The 24,379-nt window shown below is 34.2% G+C and carries 18 protein-coding genes; 8 read left to right on the plus strand and 10 right to left on the minus strand.

Annotated elements, in window-relative coordinates; translation table 11 throughout:
• Position 1 precedes the first annotated feature (1 nt).
• Both OL225_RS05260 and OL225_RS05265 read left to right on the plus strand, forming a co-directional pair.
• Positions 2–1,420 (plus strand): hypothetical protein, encoded by a 1,419-nt coding sequence (locus OL225_RS05260; protein ID WP_264517524.1) that lies wholly within the window; start codon positions 2–4, stop codon positions 1,418–1,420.
• Position 1,421: 1 nt separating this feature from the next.
• Positions 1,422–4,016 (plus strand): pyocin knob domain-containing protein, encoded by a 2,595-nt coding sequence (locus OL225_RS05265; protein WP_264517525.1) that lies wholly within the window; start codon positions 1,422–1,424, stop codon positions 4,014–4,016.
• A gap of 103 nt (positions 4,017–4,119) precedes the next feature.
• Here the strand turns inward: OL225_RS05265 and OL225_RS05270 are convergent, their stop codons facing one another.
• Complete coding sequence (locus OL225_RS05270) at positions 4,120–5,166, minus strand: serine hydrolase domain-containing protein (protein ID WP_264517526.1); 1,047 nt, start codon at positions 5,164–5,166, stop codon at positions 4,120–4,122.
• Positions 5,167–5,321: 155 nt separating this feature from the next.
• On the minus strand, positions 5,322–6,446 hold the full coding sequence (locus OL225_RS05275; RefSeq protein ID WP_264517527.1) for a helix-turn-helix domain-containing protein: 1,125 nt from the start codon (positions 6,444–6,446) through the stop codon (positions 5,322–5,324).
• 261 nt (positions 6,447–6,707) lie between these two features.
• On the opposite strand from OL225_RS05275, the gene OL225_RS05280 reads away from it, so the two are divergent.
• Positions 6,708–7,670 carry a beta-1,6-N-acetylglucosaminyltransferase gene (locus OL225_RS05280; RefSeq protein ID WP_264517528.1) on the plus strand — a complete coding sequence of 321 codons (963 nt, stop codon included), beginning with the start codon at positions 6,708–6,710 and terminating at the stop codon, positions 7,668–7,670.
• Positions 7,671–8,200: 530 nt separating this feature from the next.
• Here OL225_RS05280 and OL225_RS05285 read toward each other — a convergent pair.
• The 4 genes from OL225_RS05285 to OL225_RS05300 all read right to left on the minus strand — a co-directional run bounded on the left by OL225_RS05285 (position 8,201) and on the right by OL225_RS05300 (position 11,865).
• A complete protein-coding gene (locus OL225_RS05285; RefSeq protein WP_264517529.1) occupies positions 8,201–9,001 on the minus strand; it encodes a hypothetical protein in 801 nt (266 codons plus the stop codon).
• Positions 9,002–9,332: 331 nt separating this feature from the next.
• Complete coding sequence (locus OL225_RS05290; RefSeq protein ID WP_264517530.1) at positions 9,333–11,141, minus strand: hypothetical protein; 1,809 nt, start codon at positions 11,139–11,141, stop codon at positions 9,333–9,335.
• Positions 11,142–11,184: 43 nt separating this feature from the next.
• On the minus strand, positions 11,185–11,568 hold the full coding sequence (locus tag OL225_RS05295) for a hypothetical protein (protein WP_264517531.1): 384 nt from the start codon (positions 11,566–11,568) through the stop codon (positions 11,185–11,187).
• Positions 11,569–11,631: 63 nt separating this feature from the next.
• Positions 11,632–11,865: a helix-turn-helix domain-containing protein gene (locus OL225_RS05300; protein ID WP_002977873.1), complete on the minus strand. Its 234-nt coding sequence runs from the start codon at positions 11,863–11,865 to the stop codon at positions 11,632–11,634.
• Positions 11,866–11,956: 91 nt separating this feature from the next.
• Between OL225_RS05300 and OL225_RS05305 the strand changes: the two genes are divergently transcribed.
• On the plus strand, positions 11,957–12,502 hold the full coding sequence (locus OL225_RS05305) for a hypothetical protein (RefSeq protein WP_264517532.1): 546 nt from the start codon (positions 11,957–11,959) through the stop codon (positions 12,500–12,502).
• A 701-nt stretch (positions 12,503–13,203) separates the two neighbouring features.
• On the opposite strand, the gene OL225_RS05310 is transcribed toward OL225_RS05305, so the two are convergent.
• Positions 13,204–13,716 carry an ATP-binding protein gene (locus OL225_RS05310; protein WP_264517533.1) on the minus strand — a complete coding sequence of 171 codons (513 nt, stop codon included), beginning with the start codon at positions 13,714–13,716 and terminating at the stop codon, positions 13,204–13,206.
• Between the two features lie 149 nt (positions 13,717–13,865).
• On the opposite strand from OL225_RS05310, the gene OL225_RS05315 reads away from it, so the two are divergent.
• The 4 genes from OL225_RS05315 to OL225_RS05330 all read left to right on the plus strand — a co-directional run bounded on the left by OL225_RS05315 (position 13,866) and on the right by OL225_RS05330 (position 19,794).
• Positions 13,866–14,537, plus strand: a complete 672-nt coding sequence (locus OL225_RS05315) for a hypothetical protein (RefSeq protein WP_264517534.1) — start codon at positions 13,866–13,868, stop codon at positions 14,535–14,537.
• A 406-nt stretch (positions 14,538–14,943) separates the two neighbouring features.
• On the plus strand, positions 14,944–17,448 hold the full coding sequence (locus OL225_RS05320) for a PIG-L family deacetylase (RefSeq protein ID WP_264517535.1): 2,505 nt from the start codon (positions 14,944–14,946) through the stop codon (positions 17,446–17,448).
• Between the two features lie 100 nt (positions 17,449–17,548).
• A complete protein-coding gene (locus OL225_RS05325) occupies positions 17,549–19,240 on the plus strand; it encodes a sodium:solute symporter (protein WP_264517536.1) in 1,692 nt (563 codons plus the stop codon).
• 35 nt (positions 19,241–19,275) lie between these two features.
• Complete coding sequence (locus OL225_RS05330; RefSeq protein WP_264517537.1) at positions 19,276–19,794, plus strand: DUF2911 domain-containing protein; 519 nt, start codon at positions 19,276–19,278, stop codon at positions 19,792–19,794.
• A 69-nt stretch (positions 19,795–19,863) separates the two neighbouring features.
• Here the strand turns inward: OL225_RS05330 and OL225_RS05335 are convergent, their stop codons facing one another.
• The 3 genes from OL225_RS05335 to OL225_RS05345 form a co-directional block, all read right to left on the minus strand.
• Positions 19,864–21,297, minus strand: coding sequence for a serine hydrolase (locus OL225_RS05335; protein WP_264517538.1), 1,434 nt, complete (start codon positions 21,295–21,297; stop codon positions 19,864–19,866).
• Between the two features lie 5 nt (positions 21,298–21,302).
• On the minus strand, positions 21,303–22,799 hold the full coding sequence (locus OL225_RS05340; protein WP_264517539.1) for a serine hydrolase: 1,497 nt from the start codon (positions 22,797–22,799) through the stop codon (positions 21,303–21,305).
• 101 nt (positions 22,800–22,900) lie between these two features.
• Positions 22,901–24,037, minus strand: coding sequence for a helix-turn-helix domain-containing protein (locus OL225_RS05345; RefSeq protein WP_047378092.1), 1,137 nt, complete (start codon positions 24,035–24,037; stop codon positions 22,901–22,903).
• Between the last annotated feature and the right edge of the window lie 342 nt (positions 24,038–24,379).

Raw genomic sequence — 24,379 nt, forward strand, 5'->3', positions numbered from 1 at the left:
TATGGACATTAAATACGCTTATTACCGAAGTTCTGTAGGGTATAAAATAGAAGGGAAAACAGACAATGATATTGTAACCGCAGGAGGCGGTACAAGGGCAATCAATTCTTTTTGGCATGATGGAAATTTAAATCCGTTAGATTATGTGCCCAAAACACGTACTTTAACAATTAACGGTACAGCCTATGATTTGTCAGCAAACAGATCATTTACAACGCCAGATACCATTACCCGTCTGAAAGGTGGGGTATCCGGTACTTTGGTCTCTGGTGATGTTACTCTTGCAGCAGGGGCTAATATGGCGGTTAACCAGACCGGAAATACAATCACATTAGCTTCTACAGATACTACCTACACCGCAGGTAATGGTTTGACATTGGCAGGAACTACATTTTCTTTACCCGTTACTACTTCAGGTACAGGGAATGTGGTTACGGGAGTTAGCCAGACAACCAATGGAATAACGGTAAATCTGGGTTCTGTGCCTACTTCATCAGATTTAGCTAATTATATTCCGTTATCACAAAAAGGTACTGCGAATGGGGTTGCTGCACTGGATGCATCAGGACTGGTGCCTGCATCCCAATTGCCATCTTACGTGGATGATGTTCTGGAGGGATATTATAAAACAGCTGACGGGAAGTTTTACAAAGAAGCGGGTTATACTACTCTTATCACCGGTGAGACAGGCAAAATCTACGTATCCCTTGATACCAATAAAACCTACCGATGGACGGGAACTACATTCGTTTACATCACTTCCGGAGCTGTAGATTCTGTAAACGGATTAACGGGTGTGGTAGTCTTAAACAAATCTCATGTAGGATTAGCTAATGCCGAAAATACGGCAGATGCAGCAAAAAATGTACTTTCCGCTACAAAATGGACTACACCAAGAACGATTACGCTTTCCGGAGTTACTGCAACAGCACAAACTATTGACGGTTCCGGAAATGTAGCAGTACCTGTTACTGCTGTTCCTGCAACATTATTAACAGGCACTGCAGCAATCAATACAACGGGATCAGCTGCGAAACTGACAACGCCAAGAACAATTTCTGCTTCAGGTGATGCTACGTGGACCACAACCTTTGACGGTTCTGCAAACGTTACCTCAGGGTTGACATTAGCTGCAACAGGAGTAACTGCCGGAACTTATGATGAGGTTACCGTTGATGCCAAAGGTAGAGTTACCGCTGGAAATAATACTGTAAAATCATACACTACTGCTATTTCCGGATCTTCAGGTGTGGTACACAACTTAGGGACCAGAAATGTTGATGTTGCAATGTATGATACGGTAACGCTTTACAAAATAGATGGCAGAATAAAATTAACGGATCCGAATAAAATAGATGTTGAATTTGATTCTGCTTTGCCTAATACTGTATCCATAACAGTAACTCGTAAAGATATTTAACATGGATGTAAAATACGCATATTATAACACTTCTAAAGGCTATAAAGTAACGGGCGGCACAGCTGCCCAGTTTTTAAAAGCAGATGGTTCTCTGGATAATAATTCCTATGTTAATAGATCAGGAGACCTGATGAGCGGTACCCTTACGTTTAATCATGCTACCAACAGTACCATAAAAAAAGATTTATCTACGGTAACGGCAGCAACAGGTTTTTCAAGAGATATTTTACAATTAGCAGGTTCTAATGGCGTAGTGGATACTGTTGCATGGTTTGGAGCAGTAGATGCGGATGGGACTGTAAAGATGTCGTATGGTTATTTCGGTGCAACAGCTTACAATGCTACTAAAGCGCTCCTTTGGACGTCGGATCAGAGAATAGGAATTGGATTAAACGGATCATCATTACCATTGGACGGATATAGGCTTCATGTTTCCGGAAATAGTTATACATCCGGAAATATAGGAGTTGCGGGAGATATTAACAGTACAGCGGGTGAACTTGTGGTTCAAAGACAAGGTGTAAACAGAATCAGAACAGGGTCTGCATTTACATTAATTTCAGGGGATGGAGCTTCGGGAATTGTTTATTTGAGACCCCAGGGAGATTCAACAAGCGCTGGCCAGGTAGTTATCAATGCTAATAATACTCAGTTTGTAGATGCTTATAATTTGTTATTTGGCAGTCAAACGGCGGCAGGATCAGCTATTTTCCACACTAATCTGGCGAATACAACACATGGTTATGGGTTGTGGTTAGGCCACAATTTACAATTTAATGGTACTGATTTTATTCAGCCAAGGGGATCATTAAATTCATGGGGACTTACCGTGAATAACCATAAAAATTTTTCATTTAATTATGGAAGTGCTACAGGTACAAACGGAAATATTCCTGCATTAACTGAAGTTGTAAAAATTAATAATACAGGTAGAATTACAACCCTGAATGATGGAACTTCTGCTGACTGGATATCAGCATACAATACAGGTTTTCTTTACAAGGGTGTTTTAGGTCCTACAGTAGATTTAAATAGCATTACTTCTACAGGATGGTGGGTTCAGACAGGAAATGCCAACGCAACTTCTGCCAATAATTACCCCGCCGCATTAGCAGGACAATTAAGAGTTTATTATACTTCAACCCATATAGTACAGGAGTATACTACTTATGCTAATAACAATGATGTTTACAGGAGATACTATTTTAGTGGAACCTGGTATCCCTGGACAAAAGATTGGGATTCCAATGATTTTTCTGCAGCCAATATAAACAACTGGAATACCGCATTTAATTGGGGAAATCATGCCAATGCAGGATATCTTTCGAATGCTGTATTATCTAATTACTACACAAAAAGTGAATCTTTAGATGTATTCATTAGAAAAAATGGAGTTGAAACAATAAGTGATACAAAGACATTTACCCATAGTCCTGTTATTCCTAATGGAACGTTAGGAACACACGCTGTAAACATGAACCAAATTGCATTAAGTGCTACTCCTGAAAATGAAGGAGGGCAGCAATTAACTATCAGCGGTAATAATTCTGTTAGTCTTACCAACTTTTTTGTAACATCAAAGGATGGATCAAGAAATGCAGATGATATTGCACCCAATTCTACACCTAAAAGAGTAAGATTTGATTTTGCTAAATCTAACAGCGCAGGATTGGGAGCCTCTGGAAATTATGCAGGGATTATGACCTATGCTCCCTGGGATGGTACTACTGCTTCTACAGGTGATTCGTCCTACCAGTTAGCATTTGCCAATCAGACTGGCATTAATGGTTCCGGCGTTCCGATGTTGAAAATTAGAAAAGGAATTGATGGAAATTGGACTACTTCCTGGTATAAATTCTGGACAGAGGCAGATTTTACTGAAACAAATATTCAGCAATGGAATTATATGGCTCAGTACGGATTACAGCTGAATTCGGACTTCACAGTAAATACAGGATCAGGTTTAATGATTTCAGATAACCATCTGAATAGTGCTGAGTCAGGTATTGTAGATGTTCATCAGAAAAGATTGGTAGCAGCGAAACGAAACGAATATTATTCTTATGGTTCTGAGTATAACGGGTTGGGAGGTTTGAATTTTCATATGGAGTCCAGTCGCTTCGGAATGGGAAGAGACGCCAATGATAGCGATAAGTTAGCTGTAAAAGGTTCCATAAAAGCCAGTGGAAACTTTAAATCTGAGGATGAAAACCCGGATACAATGTTTATTCCTAATGGGAGAACAGCTTCTCTCAAAGATGAAATTGTTAATGATCAGTCTGATTCTAATGATTATGCCGTTAGATTAGATCCACACGAATATGAGTTCTCTTCCAGTAATCTTAGTATAGATGATAGAAACAGGCTTATCCATGTTATTGGAGAACAGATCAAAATGGTGGTGAATTTCAAAGAAATCTATCCAAAACAGCAGATCGTTATTTATAACTTTGACTATGGTGGAGGTACGATGGGAGTTGATGTATATGGCAAAAGAATCTATAATATCAGCCCGGGCTGTTTCCTTAGATTATATGTAACAAAATCAAAAAGAGTGATTGCAGAACAGGAACAGAACTGTAAGTTTATCTGGTAAGAAAAACAGAATATATATTTCAGGATAAAAATTGAAAAAATATCGCTACTTGTTTAAAGTGGCGATATTTTTTTGTGATCCTGCTGTTATGTGCTGTTTATTTTTAGTTTACATGTATGTCATTGTACAAGTTATCCACTACTTTTTCTAAAATTTCTCCAGTTTCATTAAAGCTGGTGTTTGTTAATATGGATATTCCTATATTTTGTTTAGGATAAATCACAAACCAATTCTGCATTCCGTATATCCCTCCGTGGTGTCTATATATTAATTGATGGTCATTTTCTATAATGTACCAATGATAACCTTCCCAAAAATCAGAACCTTCTTTATATAATTTTGTATGAGATTCTTTGACAATAGGATTTGATGGGTCAAGCTGTAGTTTCATATATTTCACCAAATCTGTAGTCGTAGAATGCAATCCTGAAATTCCACCCCATAAAGTTCTGTTGAAGTTGGGCATTAACTCGTCTTTATCGTTATAACCTTTTACCAGTCTTGTTCTGTCATTTTCAGTGAGTGTAAACTTAGTTTGGTTCATTGTATTGGGTTTCAAAATAAATTCAGTGACCAATTCCTCAAACGGTTTTTGATACACTTTTTCAAGGATATAGGCGGTCAGCTCCGGAGCCGTATTTGAATAGGAATAGATTTCTCCAGGCTTCGTTTCAATGTTGATGAGTTTTAATCCTTCAAAAAAAGCCTTTTTATTTTCACTTTTTATAGGGAAATTAGGAAATCCACTGGTATGGGTGATGAGGTGTTTGATTTTAATAGGTTCCCCTTTATATTCTAAATTGGGATAAGGTTCATCAAGATAGATTCTGATATCATCCTCTAAATTGAGTTTTTGATCAAGTACAGCTTTAGCAGCGATATACCCTGTAAAGGTTTTGGTTACAGAAGCCAATTCATAAAGGGTGGAATCGTTGGGTTTGTTTCCTTTTCCAATCGTTAATTCTCCAAAATGTTTTGTCGTTGATTTTCCATCTTTAAGCACAGCAATAGAAACAGAATGAAATCTTTTGTCCTCTAATAACTGAAGAGCATTTTTTGTAATCGCATTTTCAACATTTTGTTGATGGGTTGTGTGAACACTTTTACAGCCAAGTAAGGCAAAAAATAAAATAAGGGTTACATATTTCATGGTCAGAATTTTAATTTGACATTCATAATCTGATGCAAATATGCTGTAGAGAATCTTGAAAAAAGTCCGTATAAAAAAGTCGGACTCATTTTCATGAATAGAATGAGTCCGATTATTTACAATTCAAAGTTCGATTTTTTACAATTGGCTAATTATCAACTGTTTCTGAATGCGGTTGGCGTTTGGTTCGTATATTTTTTAAAAGAGGTGTGAAAAGAAGATTTTGAATTGAAGCCTACTTCATACAAGATTTCCAGCACCGTATATTCTTTTTTTGTGGGATCTTTCAGCATAGTCATTGCTTTTTTAACGCGGTATTCATTCACAAAGTCAAAAAAGTGTTGATTGAGGTGATGGTTAATTAATACAGACAGCTCCCGAACAGGAATATTCACCTGATCTGCCAATTCCTGAATCGTTAATGAAGGATCTAAGAAAGGTTCTTTTTCAACCATGAATTTTCTAAGCTGCTCGATCTGAGAATTTTTTGTTTTGTCGGTTTTATTTTCAGTTTCCTGGGTTTCCGTAAAATCTTCTGTCAATTGTAGAGTAGAATCAACCCTGCGAAAAAGCTCAGGATAATGTAATGCCTTTAAGATAAACCAGCAGGCAGCCAATAAAAAGGAAGTTCCTGCTAAAATATGCAACCAAATAAACAGATCGTTGTATGCAGTATATCGTATGATATTTTTAAAAATAATACATACATGGATAAATAGGAAAATCAGGGTAAGCTGAAACAGCCATTGGTATAATAAAGTGTTGGGATTCGTGTAGTTTTCAAGATAAATCTTCTTATATTTTTTAAGCACAATGAATACGGCAACGATATAAAAGAAAAACTGCAGTTCCCCGATGAGTTGATACACAAACATTTCAGGGGATTGCCACATCGTTGTAAAGAAGTCCTCTTTAGCAGCACCTTCTGCCAGATAAAGTCTTGGAACTAAAATTAAGTTGGCCACAATGAAAGGAATAAGATGCAGTAAATGCTTTCTTTTTAAGGTGAAATCAGAATAACAAACAGCATTCACATACAGATAGAAAAGAGGCATTACCAATAAGTAAGCAGATATTTTGAAAGCTTTCAGATTATAACTCTCCACAAAAAGGTGCATGAAAATTCCGCTGATATCAATGGCATTAATGATAAGGAACGCTGCAAATAATCTGTTTTCCAGTTTTCTTTCTGTTTTTACCGTTAACAAAAACACGGAAAGCAGCAGCGATGCAAAAACAGCAATTGCAGCAATAACTTCCAGAAAACTTAATTTGTCCATTAGTTTTTTTACAAAAATAGGATTTAAGTCATAAAGAGAAATGATTGTCAATCATCATTTTTCAAATATTGTATTTCATCATCAATAGTCCTTCAAATTTTATTAATCCGTTCTTTCATAATTCAAAGCTTCAGTGGGTTGAAAATCTTTTTATTTTATTATTTCCAATAAAAACAGTTTAAATTTCGTATATTTATAAAAATGTCTATTAATACTTTATGAAATAAGTTGTAAACATTAGTAATTTTTAAATTAAATAAAATGAAAAGTGTTTATGTAAGCGAAAGCGACGGACATAGAATTGGTGAAACTCCAATGAAATCAATTAGTATAGCATACTTAATTTTAGTACATCGCTTACCGAATCAATTTAAGAAGCTTTTTAAAGCCATCTACGATTCTACTAATTTCTACCTTATTCATATTGACAAAAAAGCCAATCAGGAAATTGGTAAAGATGTAAAGGATTTTTTAAAACAATATCCGAACGTACATATCCTAAACAGTGAAAATGTTATTTGGGGAGGATACAGTATGGTTCAGGCTGAGTTGGATGGTATAAAATATCTGTTGGGCATGGATGCAAAATGGGATTATTTTATCAACCTAAGCGGGCAGGATTATCCGTTAAAATCACAAAAAATCATCAAAGAGTTTTTATCGAAAAATAATGGGAACAGTTATATTAAAATTGATAATCAGGAAAAAATAAGACCTGAAACGATGAATAGAATTGAGAATTATTTTGAAGAATTGGAAGATTGCATTTCTGATAAAACCCATAAAAGAGGCTTCATGAAAGATGTAATACCTTATATCGGAGGACAATGGATGATTTTGACGAGAGATTGTTGTGAATTTATAAACAGCAATGCTGAGGTTAAAAAATTTGAAGACTATTATTTAAATACACTCATTGCTGATGAATCTTTTTTTCAAACCGTTTTAATGAATACTTCATTTACAGGGACTTTAGTGAATGATGACAAAAGAGCAATTATCTGGATTCCTGACGGAGACATCAAATTGCGTCCTAAAACATTCACCAAAACAGATATCAGCTTTCTCCAAACAGGAAATCATCTTTTTGCCCGGAAGTTCGATGATAATGTAGACAATAAAATAATTGATTATATTAAGATGAAATATGATGAGCCTTTTAAAACATCAGTAAAAATAACCCATGTGAAAAATATGGACAGAAATTTTAATCATCTCAACTAAAAAGAGTATTGAAAATTCTAATAAAAAAACCTTTATCAAAATTGATAGAGGTTTTTTTATTGCTTGTAAAACAGTTAAATCTCTGCTGCGCAACGTCTCCCGACTTTGAGCTGGTAAATAAGATTATTTGCTTAAAACTTGCTCCAAAGTCATGAGACTTCGGAGAGCTGGGGGGCTGGTAAATAAGTAAATTTGTTTACTTTTTGTTTTTCCCATAAATTCTCAAATTAATATCAAAATTCATTTTGATTCTTCGAAACATTTTGAAAATTAAGTAAAAAGCTGCAATGACTTGTATTTCAGAATTATCTTTGAAAATATTGTTGCTTTGAGATTCTTGATAGGAATTTGTTAAGATCTCTTCATTAAATTTTCTCTGACTTTTTTCAATAGTTTTAATTGTACTCATTTGCAATATTTGTTAATTGATACTGCAAAGATTAATTATTGTTGAATATGAGTGTTATCCAAATTATTATCCAGTTTATCCAGAAACGATAATAATTCATTACAAACTAAATTGTTACGTTTTAATCTGTATTGATAATTTTACTTTGAGGAATTTTAAACTGATTTTGTTTTTCGATTGAAAGTTTATTTTCTGTAAAAAGAGTTTTGCGTATATCTTCAGGCTTTGGTTGCTCTTCTTTATCTATAAATTCAAAATGGTCTAAAATCATACGAGATATAGCGCTGGTATTATCCTTACCATTTCTTTTTGGAGCTTCAATAAACCCTTTTTCGATTAATTCCGAAAATAAATAGCCAATAGATTGTAAGCTTCCTTTAACTAATATTTTATTTGGATTTAATATTTTTGATGATTTATTAGCATTTATAAAAATGGATATCAATTCAAATTCTTTAATCTTATTTTCTATTTCAGCTTTAATGCCTATCATTTCATCCATTGCACCTTCCAAAAATAATTTGGAGTTTTCTTCTATAAAGTAAATGTCAGCATTTTTCATGTCTTTGTGGTTTAAAAAGTAATGTTCGTATTTTTTATTTGTTACTTTTTGAAGTATCTCGTAAAACTCAAAATATTTACTTAATTCAAATAATAGATTTCTTCGTAATTCTTTTTTATCATCAGTTATATCATAGCTGTCAGTTCGAAAATTATCTGAATGTAAATCTATTATTTCTGATAAATCGTCAACTATTCCCCAATAATTTTTTTTAAGAATTTCTAAATATTCGATAAAAGTTATTTCTCCTTTCGTATGATAATCATAATCTTTCAAAAAATGTTGTTTAAATATTTTGAGTGTTTCGTAATAAAATATATCATATTCCATTTTCTGTCTGAAAGTTGCTTTTAAATTCATATTCTGAATATTTGATAATTGGTTATTATCTCAAATTTATAAATAAATGATTAAGGGAATTGTTTAGATTGAAACAATATTCCATACAAGTACAAATTACAACTTAACTGAAAGCCGAAGTCAAGACTTACTATTCTTTCTACTTTGTAAGTTTAAGGGGGTAAAATCAGATCATTATATTCAAAGTCAGGAGACTTCGAATAGCAAGATGACAGTGGTTTTATTAGTTAAAAGTGAATTAATCACAGAATGTAGCTAGATCAACTGATTGTTTTTTGTTGTGGATTTTTTCTAAGGATGAATAGTGTGAAATGCACACTGGAGATTCGTTCTACGGTTTACAATGTATGTAAACTTCTGTATTTGCTTCAAAGCAACTTGAAATAAGGGAAGAAATAAACCATAAAATTTGTATAACTTCATTTCTCTCTTGAAAAGATTCACCATTTTTTAATTTATGTAATCTATCTTCTAGAGCAGATTTAGAGATGAAATTTATAACAATATGAACTTGCTTTTTTATATTTGGATAGCCCTTTATTGTTTTGAAATATGAAATTGTTTGATTTGAGCTTTGACCCGTTCTTATTCTAGATATTTGAGTTTCTACGAAATCGTTTTTATATAAATTGTTCCAAAGCCTTTCTTTGATTTCCCATTGATCATCAGAGGGAGATAAATTACCTAAATTTTTTAATGCCTGACCTATTATATCTTGAAAATCAGAAGCTGAAAAATTTGAATTTTTATATTTTGAATGATAGAATGCTATTGAATCTTCATTTAACCCTATGTGATCTGCCCATTCTTTAGAAAGATCATCACATATAAAATATTCATAATTTGCTTTAAATGTATTTTCAACAAACCCAAATACAGAGTTAGTTTCGAAATTTGTTAAATTAACTCGGAATTTTCCTTTTTCAGAGGTAACATTCTCAAGTTCTGGGTTTTCTTTAAAAATTTTTAAAACAGAGTCTAAGTTTCCGAGTAAACGGCTATCTTTAAATAGTTTTCTATTGCAGTAGATGAACTCAGGATTATCAAATGTTATTATATAACTTCTGGTCCAATTAATTACTGAAAGAATAGGATAGCATAGATCTGTTTCATACTCAATAAAAAGTTTAGATAGTTTTTTTGAACGAAGAGTTATAGATTTATTATTTAAAAATAAAAATAAATCGTTAACAACATTGTTTTTTATTTTGTATACATCTTCTATTTCTTCAATTTCTAACAAATATTCAAATTGCTTTAAAATAGGAATTAAGTTAATTTCTCTTTCAAGTATCTCATTTCTTTTTTTGATTCTAAAAAAGCATCTTTTAATTTTGTTTTCTTCAAATTCTTTATAAATTTTACTTAATATAATAAGAATTGACGTTGGCGTTAAATCATCTTTATGTTTTGAGTAATCTATTGATGTTGCAAAAGAGGATAAAAAATTTGTTTTTGGTACATAGTTTTTTATTTTTTCTACAGTTTTGTTACACCAATTTAAGAAAGCATTGAATGTATTTTTGGGGCCAAGTTGATTAATTCTTGATGAATTTACAGATAAAGCAATTTTCTCTTCATCGTTGCTTACTCTTACTGTATTAAGAATGTATCCTTGTAATCCGAAGCTAGATACATTTTCTTTTAAGTCGGGTGATTCTAAGCTTTTTTGCCTAATTGCTCTGTCAGAAATGTTCATGTTATCCATACTTAATTTTTCAAAAGAAGTATTGTCTTGTGAATATATAGAAGTTATAACATTGTAGTCCAATGCTTCAAATGTCTTAAGGAAATCTGATATTTTTGAAATATTTCGTCGAGTAACAACAAGATGTTCTTCAAAATCAACTATACACATGTAAGCCAATTTTACCTCTTCCCAATTTGTTATTAATTCCTCTGTGAACGAGGGTTTTTTAATATATTTAAAAACTAAAATAGAATAAAATATTTCAATCCCATTACTTAGTGTTTTTTTCTCTTTGACAATTTCTAATAAAGATCTTCCATGTTTATCTGTGGCTGCCTCTGAAAAAGTTTCTTTTATAATCCTTTTTGAAAGGAAACCTGATGTTTCCTTAATATAGAAGTAAGCATTTTCGTGCAGAATTATATTGTCTAATAATTGTGATGCAGTCATTTAGTGTGATTTTATAAATATTATGTCTAAAATTGAATAAAGGCTAGATTTCCTTATAATTTTGTTCTATCCAGTTTTTAATTCCTGAATGTGTTCGAATATCGCTTGGTACTTCAGCTCTAATTATATGTTCTAATTTTTGACGTGAAACTAGACTGTCATTCCAACTCCAGGTTAAAGCCATACTGTTTATAAAATATAACATTTCATAACCTTCCTCTCTATTTAACATAGCGGCATCTTGAGCTCCTATAAATTTTGGATTATCGTGATCAGCCTTTGCTGACCATTTATAGTCTGAATAGATCATTTGAGATTTTTGATAGTTCATAAGATCATACTTTTTAACAAATTTAGTAATGCAACATAGAAGATGATTACGGCTTTCCGTAAACAATAAAAATAAAAACCATCTTAAAACTTCCATTCAGTATTTTTACGTTTTTTTTCGAAAATTTCATCACAAAAAAAATCCCAACTTTCGTCAGGATTATTCATTTATAAGTTTAAAGAAATCAGATAAACTGATTTTTCTTGCTTCGCATATTTTGAAAAGTGTTTCAACGGGTATTCTGTAAGTTTCTTCACTTTTAATTTTTCTGATGGTACTTTCTTCTACACCATGATTTTTGGCAAAAGAATTTTGTGACTTGCCTTCTTGAAGCCAAGGTATCAACCATTTTTTTGTAATGTATGAACAAATTTTTTCGTTTATATCTGTCATAGAACAAATGAAATAATTAAATAATAAAAAATTACGGTCGATCGACCGTAATTGGATTTGTTTTATTACATTTATAAAAAAATACGAACTCATGAAAAAGATAAAAACAGATTTTGCTCCCCGGTTTCGGGCAGGTAAGAAGCACTTCGGGGTGCAGCTGATGAAAACTTTCTTTCAGTTCAATGAGCTGGATGTTTCCAAAGAAAAGCTCAGCAATATGATGAATTATGCAGTAAAAAGAAATAGTTGGATCAATGAAGATCCGGCGGTGATCTTTGAGTTTTACCAGTCGATGAGGTCATTGATCCGGGCAGGCTATCTCATCATGCTGAAGGAAAGGAAATGGACGGTTGATACCAGGCCGGAAAAGATTTCTCCGTGGGTTCTTGGCCTGCTTTCGGAGAAGGAATACCGGAATCCTCTGCTGGTTTTCAAAACAGCATTCAGAGCATACACCCTCAAAGAATTTGATTATTTTATGTCGGGAATCGTTTATTTCTCAATGGGTGTTTATGAAAATCTACCGGAAAGGAATATCGTTATGCCCTATATTCATACGGTTAAAATGCTGGATGCTGCCCACCTTATTCTTCAAAGAAGGAGAGAAAAGAAGATGGCGGACACCCATTCGGGATAAGAAAGTTGAGCATAATGAAGCTAAAGCTTTGCGTTAAAAAACACGCCATCAGTACACTATTTTTGATTACAAAGATTAACGCAAAGTTGATGAATAATTCCGCTTTATTGTAAGTGGGCAAAGTGATGCGGCTTTGTCGCTGATGAAGCTGTATGCTTCTCCATGCGCTTCGACGAATCAACTTCGTTGATTTTATTCTTTGCTCCCTAAAAAATAGGCATAATGCAGCTAAAGCTTTGCGTTAGAAAAACATACCATCAGTGCATTATTTTTGATTACAAAGATTAACGCAAAGTTGATGAATAATTCCGCTTTATTGTAAGTGGGCAAAGTGATGCAACTTTGTCGCTGATGAAGCATTATGCTTCTCCATGCGCTTCGATGAATCAACGAGAAATGATTGTCAATAATCATTTTTCAAATATTGTGTTTTATTGTCTCTGTTGCGCAAGGTCCCCCGAGTTTGAGCTAGTAAATAAGATTATTTCCTTTACACTTGCTCCAAAGTCAGGAGACTTCGGAGAGCGGAGACGATGAAGAGCATTCAATACTTGTTATTCAAATATCAATCAGAGTAGATTATTTCTGCTCTGATTTTTTTAAGGGCTAACAACTGTCAATGATGGTCTCTTAAACTAACCTCGACAGGATTCAAACCTGTAACCTTTTTTTAGCCTTACAGAAGTTAAGCACCTCAGATTCTAGGATAAAATTCTGGTCAGTACCTGGTCTTTTCGGTTCGATAAAGTTCCGCTTACTTTAATGACCTTTATTCCAAGATCCTCAATCCATTCATAAAGTAACTCATTAACCTTATGCCTGAGTTTTGGCAGCTCTATCTGATGGTTGGATATCAGATCGGGTTCTTCAATAGGGACAAAAACAAAAACATCAATTTCATCGATGATGGTTTGAACTTTTTCAAAGAGCAACTGGATATTTCGACCAGAATCAAGAACATGAAGATAAGCTAAGATATCAATGACACATCTATCAAATATGACATCATCTCCGCTTTTGAAGACCAGTTTGGCTGCATAATTAAATTGTTCAAGAAAATCGTCAGGATGAGGTTCTTCTGAAAATTCATACCCTGAAGACTCCATCTGGTAATAGGGTTCTGTTTCAAGTGTGTACCCGGGAAGGTTCTCCAGAAGTTCTTCTGCCAATGTGGTTTTACCGACTTTGTGAGCGCCGATTATTGCAATTCTCATATTTCAGTTTATATTGTAATCCAAAAGTCTAATACGAAATTTTCGTGCCTGTTTTTTGAGCGTCCATTATATAACGTTTTGTCAATCTATTTAACACATAATTTTTCTATATTTAGAACAAGTATATAAATATAATATAAAAAAAGACAATGCCAATAAACCCACTACCTCCGGACGGAGGCATGTTATATAAAGAAACAGATATGGCTCAGTTTTTCCCCGAGCCATTAAATGCAGTAACTGCTATATTATTTTTAGCCATAGTCATTTTTTGGACCCTTAAAATAAAGGGTAATTTTAAGGAATATCCTTTTTTAACCTACTGCCTGGTGTTATTATATATTGGTGCCATAGGGGGAACTGTTTACCATTCATTCAGACAATGGCCGGTATTTATCATGATGGATTGGATGCCCATTATGTTGCTCTGTTTGTCTGCCGGATTTTATTTTTTAGCTCAGAGCATCAGATGGTACTATGCTGTTGTAATGGTTCTGGTATATCTGGTGCTTATGTTTGCTTTGAGAAATTGGATTTTGGTAGATAAGACTTCTCTTTTTATCAACGTAAATTATGCAATAATGGCCTCATTTGTACTTTTTTCGGTATTAAGTTATTTGATTTATACCCAATGGAAAGCTGGCAAATGGGTAGGTTTTGCTTTATTGTCATTTGCTCTCGCACTCACTTTCCGTATCGTTGATAAATGGGAATGGTTGAGTTTCGGAACCCACTTTTTATGGCATACTTTCGGAGCGGCAGCAACATTTTGTATGTTTAATTATATCTATCTTACACGGAACATAATTAGAAAAACATAAGGAGTTTTTATTTTCTTTGAAACTCTCATTAATAAATAAGTGTGTTTGAATTTAACCACAAAAGTCACAAAAGATTTTATTTTTTTAAACACTTTAGTACACTTTAGAAAGTTTAAAGGAATACCGCATAATTAAGTTCACATAAGATGAAAATCTTTGATTGTCAACAAAACTTACGTGTACTTCTTATACACAAAGTATATAACTTAAAATAGCTTAAGTGTTTAAAAATCTTTTGTGACTTTTGACTCCATCGAAATAACATTCATCGACTGAAAGGAGATAACATTCGATTTGTGGTTTAATAAAAAAATAAACAACTTTTTTTTGTGAAATTCACAGTCTAATTCTTTTAAGGTTGAAAGAAAGATGATTTACTTATATTTGCTCTGCAAAGTAAAATTAAATGTTTAAAAAAGTAAGCACTGTATTTATCCTTGGATTTTATACGGTTTTTTGTTCGGCCCAGCAGGTTCGGCCATCAAAATCATCTGAAATTTACCGTGAACTCAAAACACTTAAACAGCTGCCTAAAGTTTTATACCTTGCAGCTCATCCCGATGATGAAAATACAGGATTACTCTCCTGGTTAATCAACGATCAAAATGTAGAAACAGGCTATCTGTCTTTAACCAGAGGTGATGGTGGTCAGAATTTATTAGGCACAGAGCAGGGTGCTGCATTGGGTTTAATCAGAACCCATGAGCTTTTAGAGGCAAGAAAGTTAGATGGCGCCCAACAGTTTTTTACCAGGGCGATTGATTTCGGGTTCTCTAAAAACACTACCGATACCTTTAAACAATGGGATGCAGACAGCATTACAGCAGATGTAGTTTGGGTAATCCGTAAATTCCGTCCGGATGTTATCATTTGTCGTTTTCCTCCTACTGCTGCGGCCGGCCACGGGCAACATGCGGCTTCTGCTGTGGTTGCAGAAAAAGCTTTTAAGCTGGCAGGTGATAAAACGGCTTTCCCAAATCAATTGAAATATGTTAATGTATGGCAGCCAAAACGTGTACTGTGGAATACCTTTCGCTTTGGCGGGGTCAATACAACAGCTGAAAATCAACTGAAAGTTACCGTTGGGCAATATGATGCGCAATTGGGCATGGGCTATGGTGAATTGGCAGGATTAAGCAGAAGTTTACATAAAAGCCAGGGTGCGGGAACACAGTCTGTAGCCGGCATCAGAACTGAATATTTTGCCCATGTTGTTGGCGAACCTGCAAAAGCAACACTTTTTGACGGAGTAATTAAAACCTGGACTTCAAAAGGAAACGCTGATATTGACCAATCGTTAGATGAAATTATTTCCGCGTTCAATTTCAATACTCCAGACCGCAGTTTGCCTGCTTTGCTTGCTTTGCGAAAAAAGGTTATGGCGTTAAAAGATGCAGACCTGAAAAAGGATAAAATTACATCTCTTGACAATATCATTTTAAGTTGTGCTGGATTTATGGGTGAGGTGGTTACCAACCAAGCTGAAGCTGTTGCCGGGGATCATTACAATTTCAGGTTAAATCTGATTTCAAGAGCTGCAAACCCTGTCGTTTTAGAAAATGTACGATGGTTAAGTCAGTCAGAAAACTTCAATAGAAAACTATCAAAAGATTCTTTAATTACCATTCAGCATGATATTCAGATTCCTGCAGATGCCGCACCCACAGAACCTTACTGGTTGGCAAAACCTCCTACAAATGCAGCAACTTTCTCTGTTCCGAATGATACTTTAGTCGGTTTGCCTGAGGCAGAATCACCACTGAATGTTTTGCTTGGTTTAAAAATCGGTTCGGAAAATTTTCAGGTTAAACTTCCTTTATCTTTCAAGAAATTAGACCCGGTGCGTGGTGATGTGGTTGAAGCCTTGCGTATTGTTCCTGCATTAGAACTGAAATTTACACAACCATTGTACTGGGCCAAAGAAAATGAAGATCTACATTTGAGTTTAAATGTTAAGGTTAATTCTAACAAACAGTACAGTAAAGGTACTCTCAATCTGATGTATAACGGGGAGCGATTAGGCGGCGCTGATGTAAGCTCGCTCAATGGAAAAGATACAACCATTGATTACATTATTCCGAAAACTAAGCTTACCTCAATACATTCATCCCGTTTGCAATTGGATGCCAGTTTTCTTGCAGATGGAGTCACTTATAATAAAAAACAGGTATTAATCCAGTATCCGCATTTACCTTCCTTACAATATTTTACACCTGCAACGGTAACCGTAATGAAAGGGGACATCCAAGCAAAGGTTAAAAAAGTGGGATACATAGAAGGTGCAGGCGATTTCATTCCTGAGTTCCTACGCATTGCTGGTATTCAGGTTGATGTCTTGAAAGACGAAGATTTTTATGGCAACATAGATGAATCTGGCGGAAACGGTAGTCAAAACAAGCTATCGCAATATGATGCCATCGTACTTGGTGTTCGTGCAAATAACACTGAGAAAAAGCTGGGTCGCTGGATGCCTTTTTTATGGTCTTATGCAAAAGCTGGGGGTAATTTGGTGATGCAGTATAACACCAACCAGGATACAACCGTTGACAAATTGGGAATGTACAATTTCAGTATTGCCAATAAACGTGTTACCGAAGAAAATGCAGCGGTTACATTTTTAAACCCAAATCATAAATTATTGAACTTTCCGAACAAAATTACTGCGGATGATTTTAAAGGCTGGGTACAGGAGCGTGGCGCCTATTTCCCTGCTCAATGGGATGCCGCGTATGAACCGCTTTTTGAAATGCACGATACGGATGAAGAGTCACAGCAGGGATCAACTTTATATGCCCAATACGGGAAGGGTAATTTTATTTATACACCGCTGGCATTTTTCAGACAGCTGCCTGCAGGAAATGTGGGGGCGGCACGTTTATTTTTTAACTTTTTATCTGCACAGAAAAACTGATGAACAAGGAACTTAAAAATTGGAATATCTGGTACATACTATTAGCTGTTGCATTAGTATTGCAGATCGCATTTTATTATTGGTTTACTAAATCCTGGGCATGAGTAATATAGATTGGACAGTTCTCATTGTTACACTTGTTGCAGTGGTGGTCTACGGCGTATTCATCGGTCGTGGCCAAAAAAGCAACGAATCATATCTGAAAGCAGATAATAAAATGCCTTGGTACATTGTGCTTTTAGGCATTATGGCTACCCAGGCAAGTGCCATTACGTTTCTTTCAGCACCGGGACAAGCTTATACAGACGGGATGCGTTTCGTTCAGTATTACTTTGGTTTGCCTTTGGCGATGATTGTGATCTGTATCACTTTCATCCCGATTTTTCAGCGCTTAAATGTTTACACCGCTTATGAATATTTAGAAAACCGTTTTGATAAAAAAACAAGAGTACTCACTTCACTGCTTTTTCTTTTTTCCAGAGGTTTATCAACGGGAATCAGTATTTATGCTCCCAGTATCATCTTATCAAGCGTCTTAAACTGGAATATTTATTTAACCAATGTTTTAACAGGGGGTATTCTGTTGATTTATACCTATGTTGGCGGAGCAAAGGCGATTGCTCACACCCAAAAATTACAGTTTCTCATTATTCTGGGAACAATGGCTTTTGCAGGTTTTCTGCTTATTCAGAATATGCCGAATGGAATTGGTTTTAAGGATGCGCTTTATCTGGCCGGGAAATCCGGAAAGCTCAATGTAATCACCACAGAATTCGATTGGAAAGATAAATACAATATCTGGAGCGGTTTAATTGGTGGTTTTTTTCTGGCGCTTTCTTACTTCGGTACTGACCAGAGCCAGGTTGGGAGGTATATTACTGCGAAGGACAATACCAATGCAAAAATGGGCTTGCTGTTGAACGGATTGGTCAAAATTCCGATGCAGTTTGCTATTCTTCTGATCGGTGCTCTGCTTTTTGCATTCTTTTCTCTAAAACCGGCTCCGATTTATTTTAACGAACGCTCTTATCAACATTTAAAGGAATCACAACCTGAACAGGCTGCGGTATTTGAAAAAGAGCATCAGGATTTGCAGATAAAATTCAATGCAGAATCGAAAAAAATTTTAAGGTTGAAGGATACTCATTCCCCCCAACTTCAAAACACAATTAAGGATTTTAAAAATACACAAACGCAGGTAAAAGCACTTCACGGAAGGGTAGAAGAAGCGATTAACAATTCAAACTACAATGCCGAGAAAACGGATACCAATTATATTTTCCTGTATTTTGTGAAAAATACCCTGCCTGTAGGGATGATAGGTTTACTGTTTGCTGTCATTTTTCTGGCCAGCTGGGGCTCCATTTCTGCTGCGTTGAATTCCCTTGCTGCCTGTTCATTAAAAGATGTTCATTTAATATTCAGTAAAGAAATTCCTGATGAGAAAACCGAATTGAAGTATAGCCGCCTCCATACTTTAGCCTGGGGAATCTTCTCAATCGGCGTAGCCATGTTTGCAACCCAAATGGGTTCCCTTATTGAAGCGGTTAATGTATTGGGTTCTCTTTTCTACGGTCCGATATTGGGAATTTTTCTGGTTGCATTTTACTATAAAAAAATCGACGGAGCGAATGTATTTATTGCTGCCATTTTATCAGAAATTACGGTTATTGCCGTGTATCAATTTGATGTCGTTTCTTTTCTTTGGCTTAATGTAATTGGTGCTGCAGCAGTCATTATATTTTCTGCAATTGGATTGCTGTTTTATAAACAGAAAGAAGTAAATTCGTAAGCAAATAATAATAAAAACAAACAAATAAAAATAATATGAAAACTATCATGAAATCTGCTGCCGTACTTGTTGCGACAATGACAATCTCCTTGAATGCCTTTGCACAGGACACTAAAAAACCTGCCAGCCCTCCGGCTACTGCTACGGGAAAAATTAAAGATGCAACCATTACCATTGCCTATAGCAGTCCTTCTGTTAAAGGGCGTACAATCTGGGGTGGTTTAGAAGCTTATAATAAAGTTTGGCGTGCGGGTGCCAATGAAGCAACTACTTTTGAAACGGATAAAGACATTACCGTTCAGGGTAAAAAACTGGCTGCAGGTAAATACAGCTTTTTCTTAATTCCTAAAGAAAGTGGAACATGGACTGCGATTTTTAATAAAGAGCCAAAGCAATGGGGTGCTTATAAATACGAAGAATCAAAAGATGCTTTGCGTGTTGATGTAAAAACCAAAGCTTTACCAGCAACACAGGAAACTTTAGTATATAAAATAAACAATAATGGATTCACCATGGATTGGGATAAAATCTCAGTTCCTGTAGAGATAAAATAAATTTGAATATCAGAAATTAAAATCCCGGCTAACCCGGGATTTTTTTGTTTAAAGTTTGATTTGAAAATTTTATTTTCCCATTTCTTTCTCTATTTTATCAATCATTTTTTCAGCATTACCATTGGTTCCGCCAAGACTGATTGCTTTTTTATAATTCTCTAATGCTAAATCATATTGCTTATCTGTAAAATAGGCTTCCCCTAAACTATCGAAAAGATTAGCATCTTTAGGAAACTCAGTGGTAGCCAATTTAAATATTATTATGGATTCACTGTTTTTTCCGAGTCTTGATAGTTCATATCCTAACTTATTAAGCTCTCCCGGGTTCTCAAAACTATATTCATTTTTAGATTTTTCTTTGAGTAAATAATAGGTTTCTATCCCTTTGTTTACATCGTTGAGAGATTCTTTTCTTATCGCTTGGTAAATAGATTTTTTAGGAATTTCATACTCTTTTCCCAACATTAAGTTGTGAATAATATGTCCTAAATCCCAAACTCTATTGAGATTATTGGACACTAGAATTATCGTAATTTTATTTTTAAAATCGTTTAAAAAAATGGATTCAAATTTATACGAAATTCCATTGTGTCTTTGTAGGTCTTCTTTTTCAAAGTATCTGCCAAGTGATCCGCCTTCCTCTTTTGCGTATGGGTTATTCAACAAAGTTTGAAAGGATTTTTTGGATATTAAACGATTTGTATTCATCGCTTCAGTCCATTTATAAAAATCATTGATATCTACCCAAAGCCAGCCGCTAATAAATTTCAATTCCGGGCATCGGACATTGTCCATATCATAACAAGAGGTTCTGTTTTTAGAGCCAAATATTGGATCAAATACGGAATTAGTCATTTTCAAAGGGTTAACAATGTTTTTAATGACAAACTGCTGAAAAGACATTCCGGTTACTTTTTCAATAATTCTTCTTTGCAAAAAGACATTGCCATTATCATACCTGTAACTGGTACCTGGTTCAAAGAGTAGACTATTATTACTTCTCAAAATATTCCATGCCTCCGCATCATTTTCCGGTTTTAATCGTTCGATTGGAGGAATACCACTGGCATAATTAATCAGATGACGTATAGAAACCTTTTCTGCCCATTTTGGTAATCCTAAATTAAATTTGGATACCTTGTCATCAAGATTTAGAAGACCACGTTCAACCAAAATCATGATGGCAACAGCATTAAATTCCTTTGCGATAGAGCCCATATTGAATATTGACTTGCTGTTTAAAGGAGTTTGTCTCGTTTCATCGGTAAAACCAAATGATTTTTGATAAATAATTTTATCATTTTTAGCAATAAGGACATTTCCATTGAACAAACCTCTTTCGTAAGATTTCGTCATTAAAGAATCAATTTGATTGATTTCTGATTTTTGTTCAGTCGAATTTTGATGTATCTTCTTTGTTTCTTTTGGATTATTTAACCCTTGGGCAGAAAGCGTATTTGTCAATAAAACAATTGTTAATAATAAGAAAAATCGGTTCTTCATTTTAATTAGTTTTTTGGAAATAGAATTTGATTGATTTTTGAAAGCATTTCTTTGGCATTATCATTATTAGGATTCAGTTCCAACGTTTTCTGATAATTCTTTTTAGAAGCATTGTAATCTTTTTTATTAAAATAAATCTCGCCACGTGTATCATAAATATTGGATGAGTTGGGAAATTCTGAAACTGCATAATCAATAATTTTTAAAGCATCATCAGGTTTTCCTTCACCCAAAAACTTGTATGTTAATCTATTCAATTCATTTTCAAAATCATTAAAATTATAGAAATCGAATTTGTTTTTCTTCAGTTCTTTCAAGTAAGCAATTCCTTTTTCTACTGATTCTGCTTTCATTTTTTTATAAACTTCGAAGATAATTAATGGTTTAGGCAAATCAACTTTGGTATTGTATAGAACTCCGAAGACATCATCGATAACAGCTTCCAATTGTCCGCCTCTTTTACCTGCTCTAGTGTTATCAAGCAAGATTACGTATGTTTTTTCCTCAGGAATTCTGGCAATATTGCAGGAAAAACCATTGATTCCGCCGCTATGTGCCATTGTTGTAATGTCTTTTCCCGAACCTAAAAAATTCTGATGTTTTTGGACAACCAAACCGTAAGCGTAATCACCTAAATTTGGCGTGAAATATATTTTTTTGTTCTCGTCATTCAGTAAAGTGTTCGTGTATAAAGCATCATCCCATTTTCGCATATCATTTGCTGTGCTGTACATTCCACCAGCAGAAAACACCGCAGTTTTTATATTAATGTAATCTGTTTTTTGATAACCGTCGTAATCAAAATCATAGCCTTGAGCATAATTTGAAATGATTTCTTTTGGATCTTCAATTCCTGTATTTTTCATTCCAATGACATCAAATATCTTTTCCTGAAGAACTTTCTCATAAGGTTTCTTGGTAATTTCCTCAATAATTAATCCTAATAGATAATAGCCCGTATTGCAGTAATTATGCTTTGTTCCTGGTTCAAATCCTAAATTATCCTTGAAATATTTGATAGCAAAATCTTTCCTAGACAAATTTTCGAAAACCATTTTAGTTTTAAAATCAGGGAAATCAGTGTAATTTGGCAAGCCAGAAGTATGCGTTAACAAGTGATGAATGGTAATTTTACTTCCTGTCGTTTTACTAAACCAAGGAAGATAATCACTTATTTTGTCATCCAGCTTGATTTTTCCTTCTTGTTTTAACTGCATAATCAGCATTGCAGTAAATTGTTTTGTTACGGAGCCAATTCTGAATTTTGTGTCAGAAGTTGCCTCGATACTCCAGTTCATATCGGCTTTTCCATAATTTTTTTGCAAGATAATTTCGCCGTTTTGAATAACCAAAGCACTTCCGTTAAAAAGATTGTAGTCGTGATATTTACCAATAATCAAATCGATTTTTTTTGCTTTTTCTTTATTGGAATTGGATATGGCTTTTTGTGCAAAAGTATTCAGAGATAAAAGCACTAGAAATACACACAAGAAATTTTTCATAATCGATTCTGATTTTATAATTTGCTGCAAAGATGCTTTAAAACGTCTCAGTACGCGACCGACTAAAAAAAGTCGAACGCATTTCTTAGAAAAAGAATGGATTAATTTGGGTTTTTTCTGAAATTTGTCGGAGTTGTTCCTGTATATTTTTTAAAAGAAGTACTAAACGACGATTTGGAATTGAAACCAACCTCATAAAGAATTTCTAAAATAGTCAGTTCTTTTTGCAAAGGATTTTTCAATATTTCTTTAGCTTTTTCGATTCGATATTCATTAATGAAATCAAAAAAATGCTTATTCATATACAGATTAATCAAAGCCGATAAATCTTTGACGGGCATATTTAATTGTTCTGCCAAATCCTGAATCGTCAATGAAGAATCTAAATAAGGTTCATTTTTAATCATAAATTCTTTCAAAGCTATGATTTGCTTATTTTTTTCATCGTCAAGTATGGGAGAGGATTTTTGTTTCGGAATTAGATCTACGAGAGGTTTCAATTGAGAATTAACTCCTCTGAAAAATTCAGGATTATTTAATGCAACAAATAGATACCAACACGTACAAAAGAAAAAGGCAAATCCGTCAAGGGTAACAATCCATTGTCTGAGTTCTCCCCAACCAAAGATAAAGCTAACCAGCCATCTTATAAGAACTAAAAAATGTAAAACATAATATAGAATTGTTATTTTGTAAAGTGCATTTAGAATAGAAATATTTGGATTTGTATAATTCTCGAGATAGACAGTTTTAGATTTTCTAATAACCAGAAATGAAGCAATAAAATAAACTTGAAATAGAAATTCGAAAAGGAAATAAAAAAAATGCATGATAGGCGTTTGATTCATCGCATTTATGAAACTCACTTTCGCAGCTCTATCCTCAAAATATATTCCTGACATCATATACAAATTGAAAGCAACAAACGGAATGGTATGCAATAAATGTTTCGGTTTTAATCGAAATTTGGAAAAACAAACGGACAGTACATAGAGATAAAATGATGCCGGAACCAAATAGTTTATACTCCAACGAAAAGCCTCGAGGTTAATAAAATTAACAGGAAAATCACGCATCAAAAATTTAAAAGCATCTACAGCGTTTGTAAAAAGAAAAAAAGCAAGAAGCCAATTTGCAAGTCTGTGCTTGGTTTTTACAGTCAATAAAAACAACGCAAGAAAAAATACAAGAAAAATTCCAATAAAGGCGGTTATTTCTAAAAAGCTGTATTTGTCCATGGTTTTTTTAACATAGGTGCAATTTAATATTTAAATAGCAAAGCTTAAAGAAGTATAGATAATTTTATCCTCCTACTTTATCAAATGTTAAAAATATTCCGCTCAAATACTAAAAGTTGCATTGCTATAAATATTAATACTGCGATGCCATCGACTTATTTTGAAATTGTTGTAGTAATTATTGAAGCAAGGTGTAAAAGACCAGACAGAATGCGTTAAAGAAATGCTGAAAAATATCCTCCGAGACCTCGAATTTGTAAAAAGTAAATAAAAATGGCGCCACTTGTTCTAAGTGGCGTCATTTGGCTGTTTGGGACCAAGACGAGCGTATCTTCAAACACT

The organism is Chryseobacterium viscerum, from assembly GCF_025949665.1.
Classification (GTDB): Bacteria; Bacteroidota; Bacteroidia; order Flavobacteriales; family Weeksellaceae; genus Chryseobacterium; species Chryseobacterium viscerum_A.

Excerpts from the sequence above, each read along its gene's own strand:
- OL225_RS05260 (WP_264517524.1), top strand. The coding sequence starts at position 2 with ATGGACATTAAATACGCTTATTACCGAAGTTCTGTAGGGTATAAAATA.
- OL225_RS05265 (WP_264517525.1), top strand. The coding sequence starts at position 1,422 with ATGGATGTAAAATACGCATATTATAACACTTCTAAAGGCTATAAAGTA.
- OL225_RS05270 (WP_264517526.1), bottom strand. The coding sequence starts at position 5,166 with ATGAAATATGTAACCCTTATTTTATTTTTTGCCTTACTTGGCTGTAAA.
- OL225_RS05275 (WP_264517527.1), bottom strand. The coding sequence starts at position 6,446 with ATGGACAAATTAAGTTTTCTGGAAGTTATTGCTGCAATTGCTGTTTTT.
- OL225_RS05280 (WP_264517528.1), top strand. The coding sequence starts at position 6,708 with ATGAAAAGTGTTTATGTAAGCGAAAGCGACGGACATAGAATTGGTGAA.
- OL225_RS05285 (WP_264517529.1), bottom strand. The coding sequence starts at position 9,001 with ATGAATTTAAAAGCAACTTTCAGACAGAAAATGGAATATGATATATTT.
- OL225_RS05290 (WP_264517530.1), bottom strand. The coding sequence starts at position 11,141 with ATGACTGCATCACAATTATTAGACAATATAATTCTGCACGAAAATGCT.
- OL225_RS05295 (WP_264517531.1), bottom strand. The coding sequence starts at position 11,568 with ATGGAAGTTTTAAGATGGTTTTTATTTTTATTGTTTACGGAAAGCCGT.
- OL225_RS05300 (WP_002977873.1), bottom strand. The coding sequence starts at position 11,865 with ATGACAGATATAAACGAAAAAATTTGTTCATACATTACAAAAAAATGG.
- OL225_RS05305 (WP_264517532.1), top strand. The coding sequence starts at position 11,957 with ATGAAAAAGATAAAAACAGATTTTGCTCCCCGGTTTCGGGCAGGTAAG.
- OL225_RS05310 (WP_264517533.1), bottom strand. The coding sequence starts at position 13,716 with ATGAGAATTGCAATAATCGGCGCTCACAAAGTCGGTAAAACCACATTG.
- OL225_RS05315 (WP_264517534.1), top strand. The coding sequence starts at position 13,866 with ATGCCAATAAACCCACTACCTCCGGACGGAGGCATGTTATATAAAGAA.
- OL225_RS05320 (WP_264517535.1), top strand. The coding sequence starts at position 14,944 with ATGTTTAAAAAAGTAAGCACTGTATTTATCCTTGGATTTTATACGGTT.
- OL225_RS05325 (WP_264517536.1), top strand. The coding sequence starts at position 17,549 with ATGAGTAATATAGATTGGACAGTTCTCATTGTTACACTTGTTGCAGTG.
- OL225_RS05330 (WP_264517537.1), top strand. The coding sequence starts at position 19,276 with ATGAAAACTATCATGAAATCTGCTGCCGTACTTGTTGCGACAATGACA.
- OL225_RS05335 (WP_264517538.1), bottom strand. The coding sequence starts at position 21,297 with ATGAAGAACCGATTTTTCTTATTATTAACAATTGTTTTATTGACAAAT.
- OL225_RS05340 (WP_264517539.1), bottom strand. The coding sequence starts at position 22,799 with ATGAAAAATTTCTTGTGTGTATTTCTAGTGCTTTTATCTCTGAATACT.
- OL225_RS05345 (WP_047378092.1), bottom strand. The coding sequence starts at position 24,037 with ATGGACAAATACAGCTTTTTAGAAATAACCGCCTTTATTGGAATTTTT.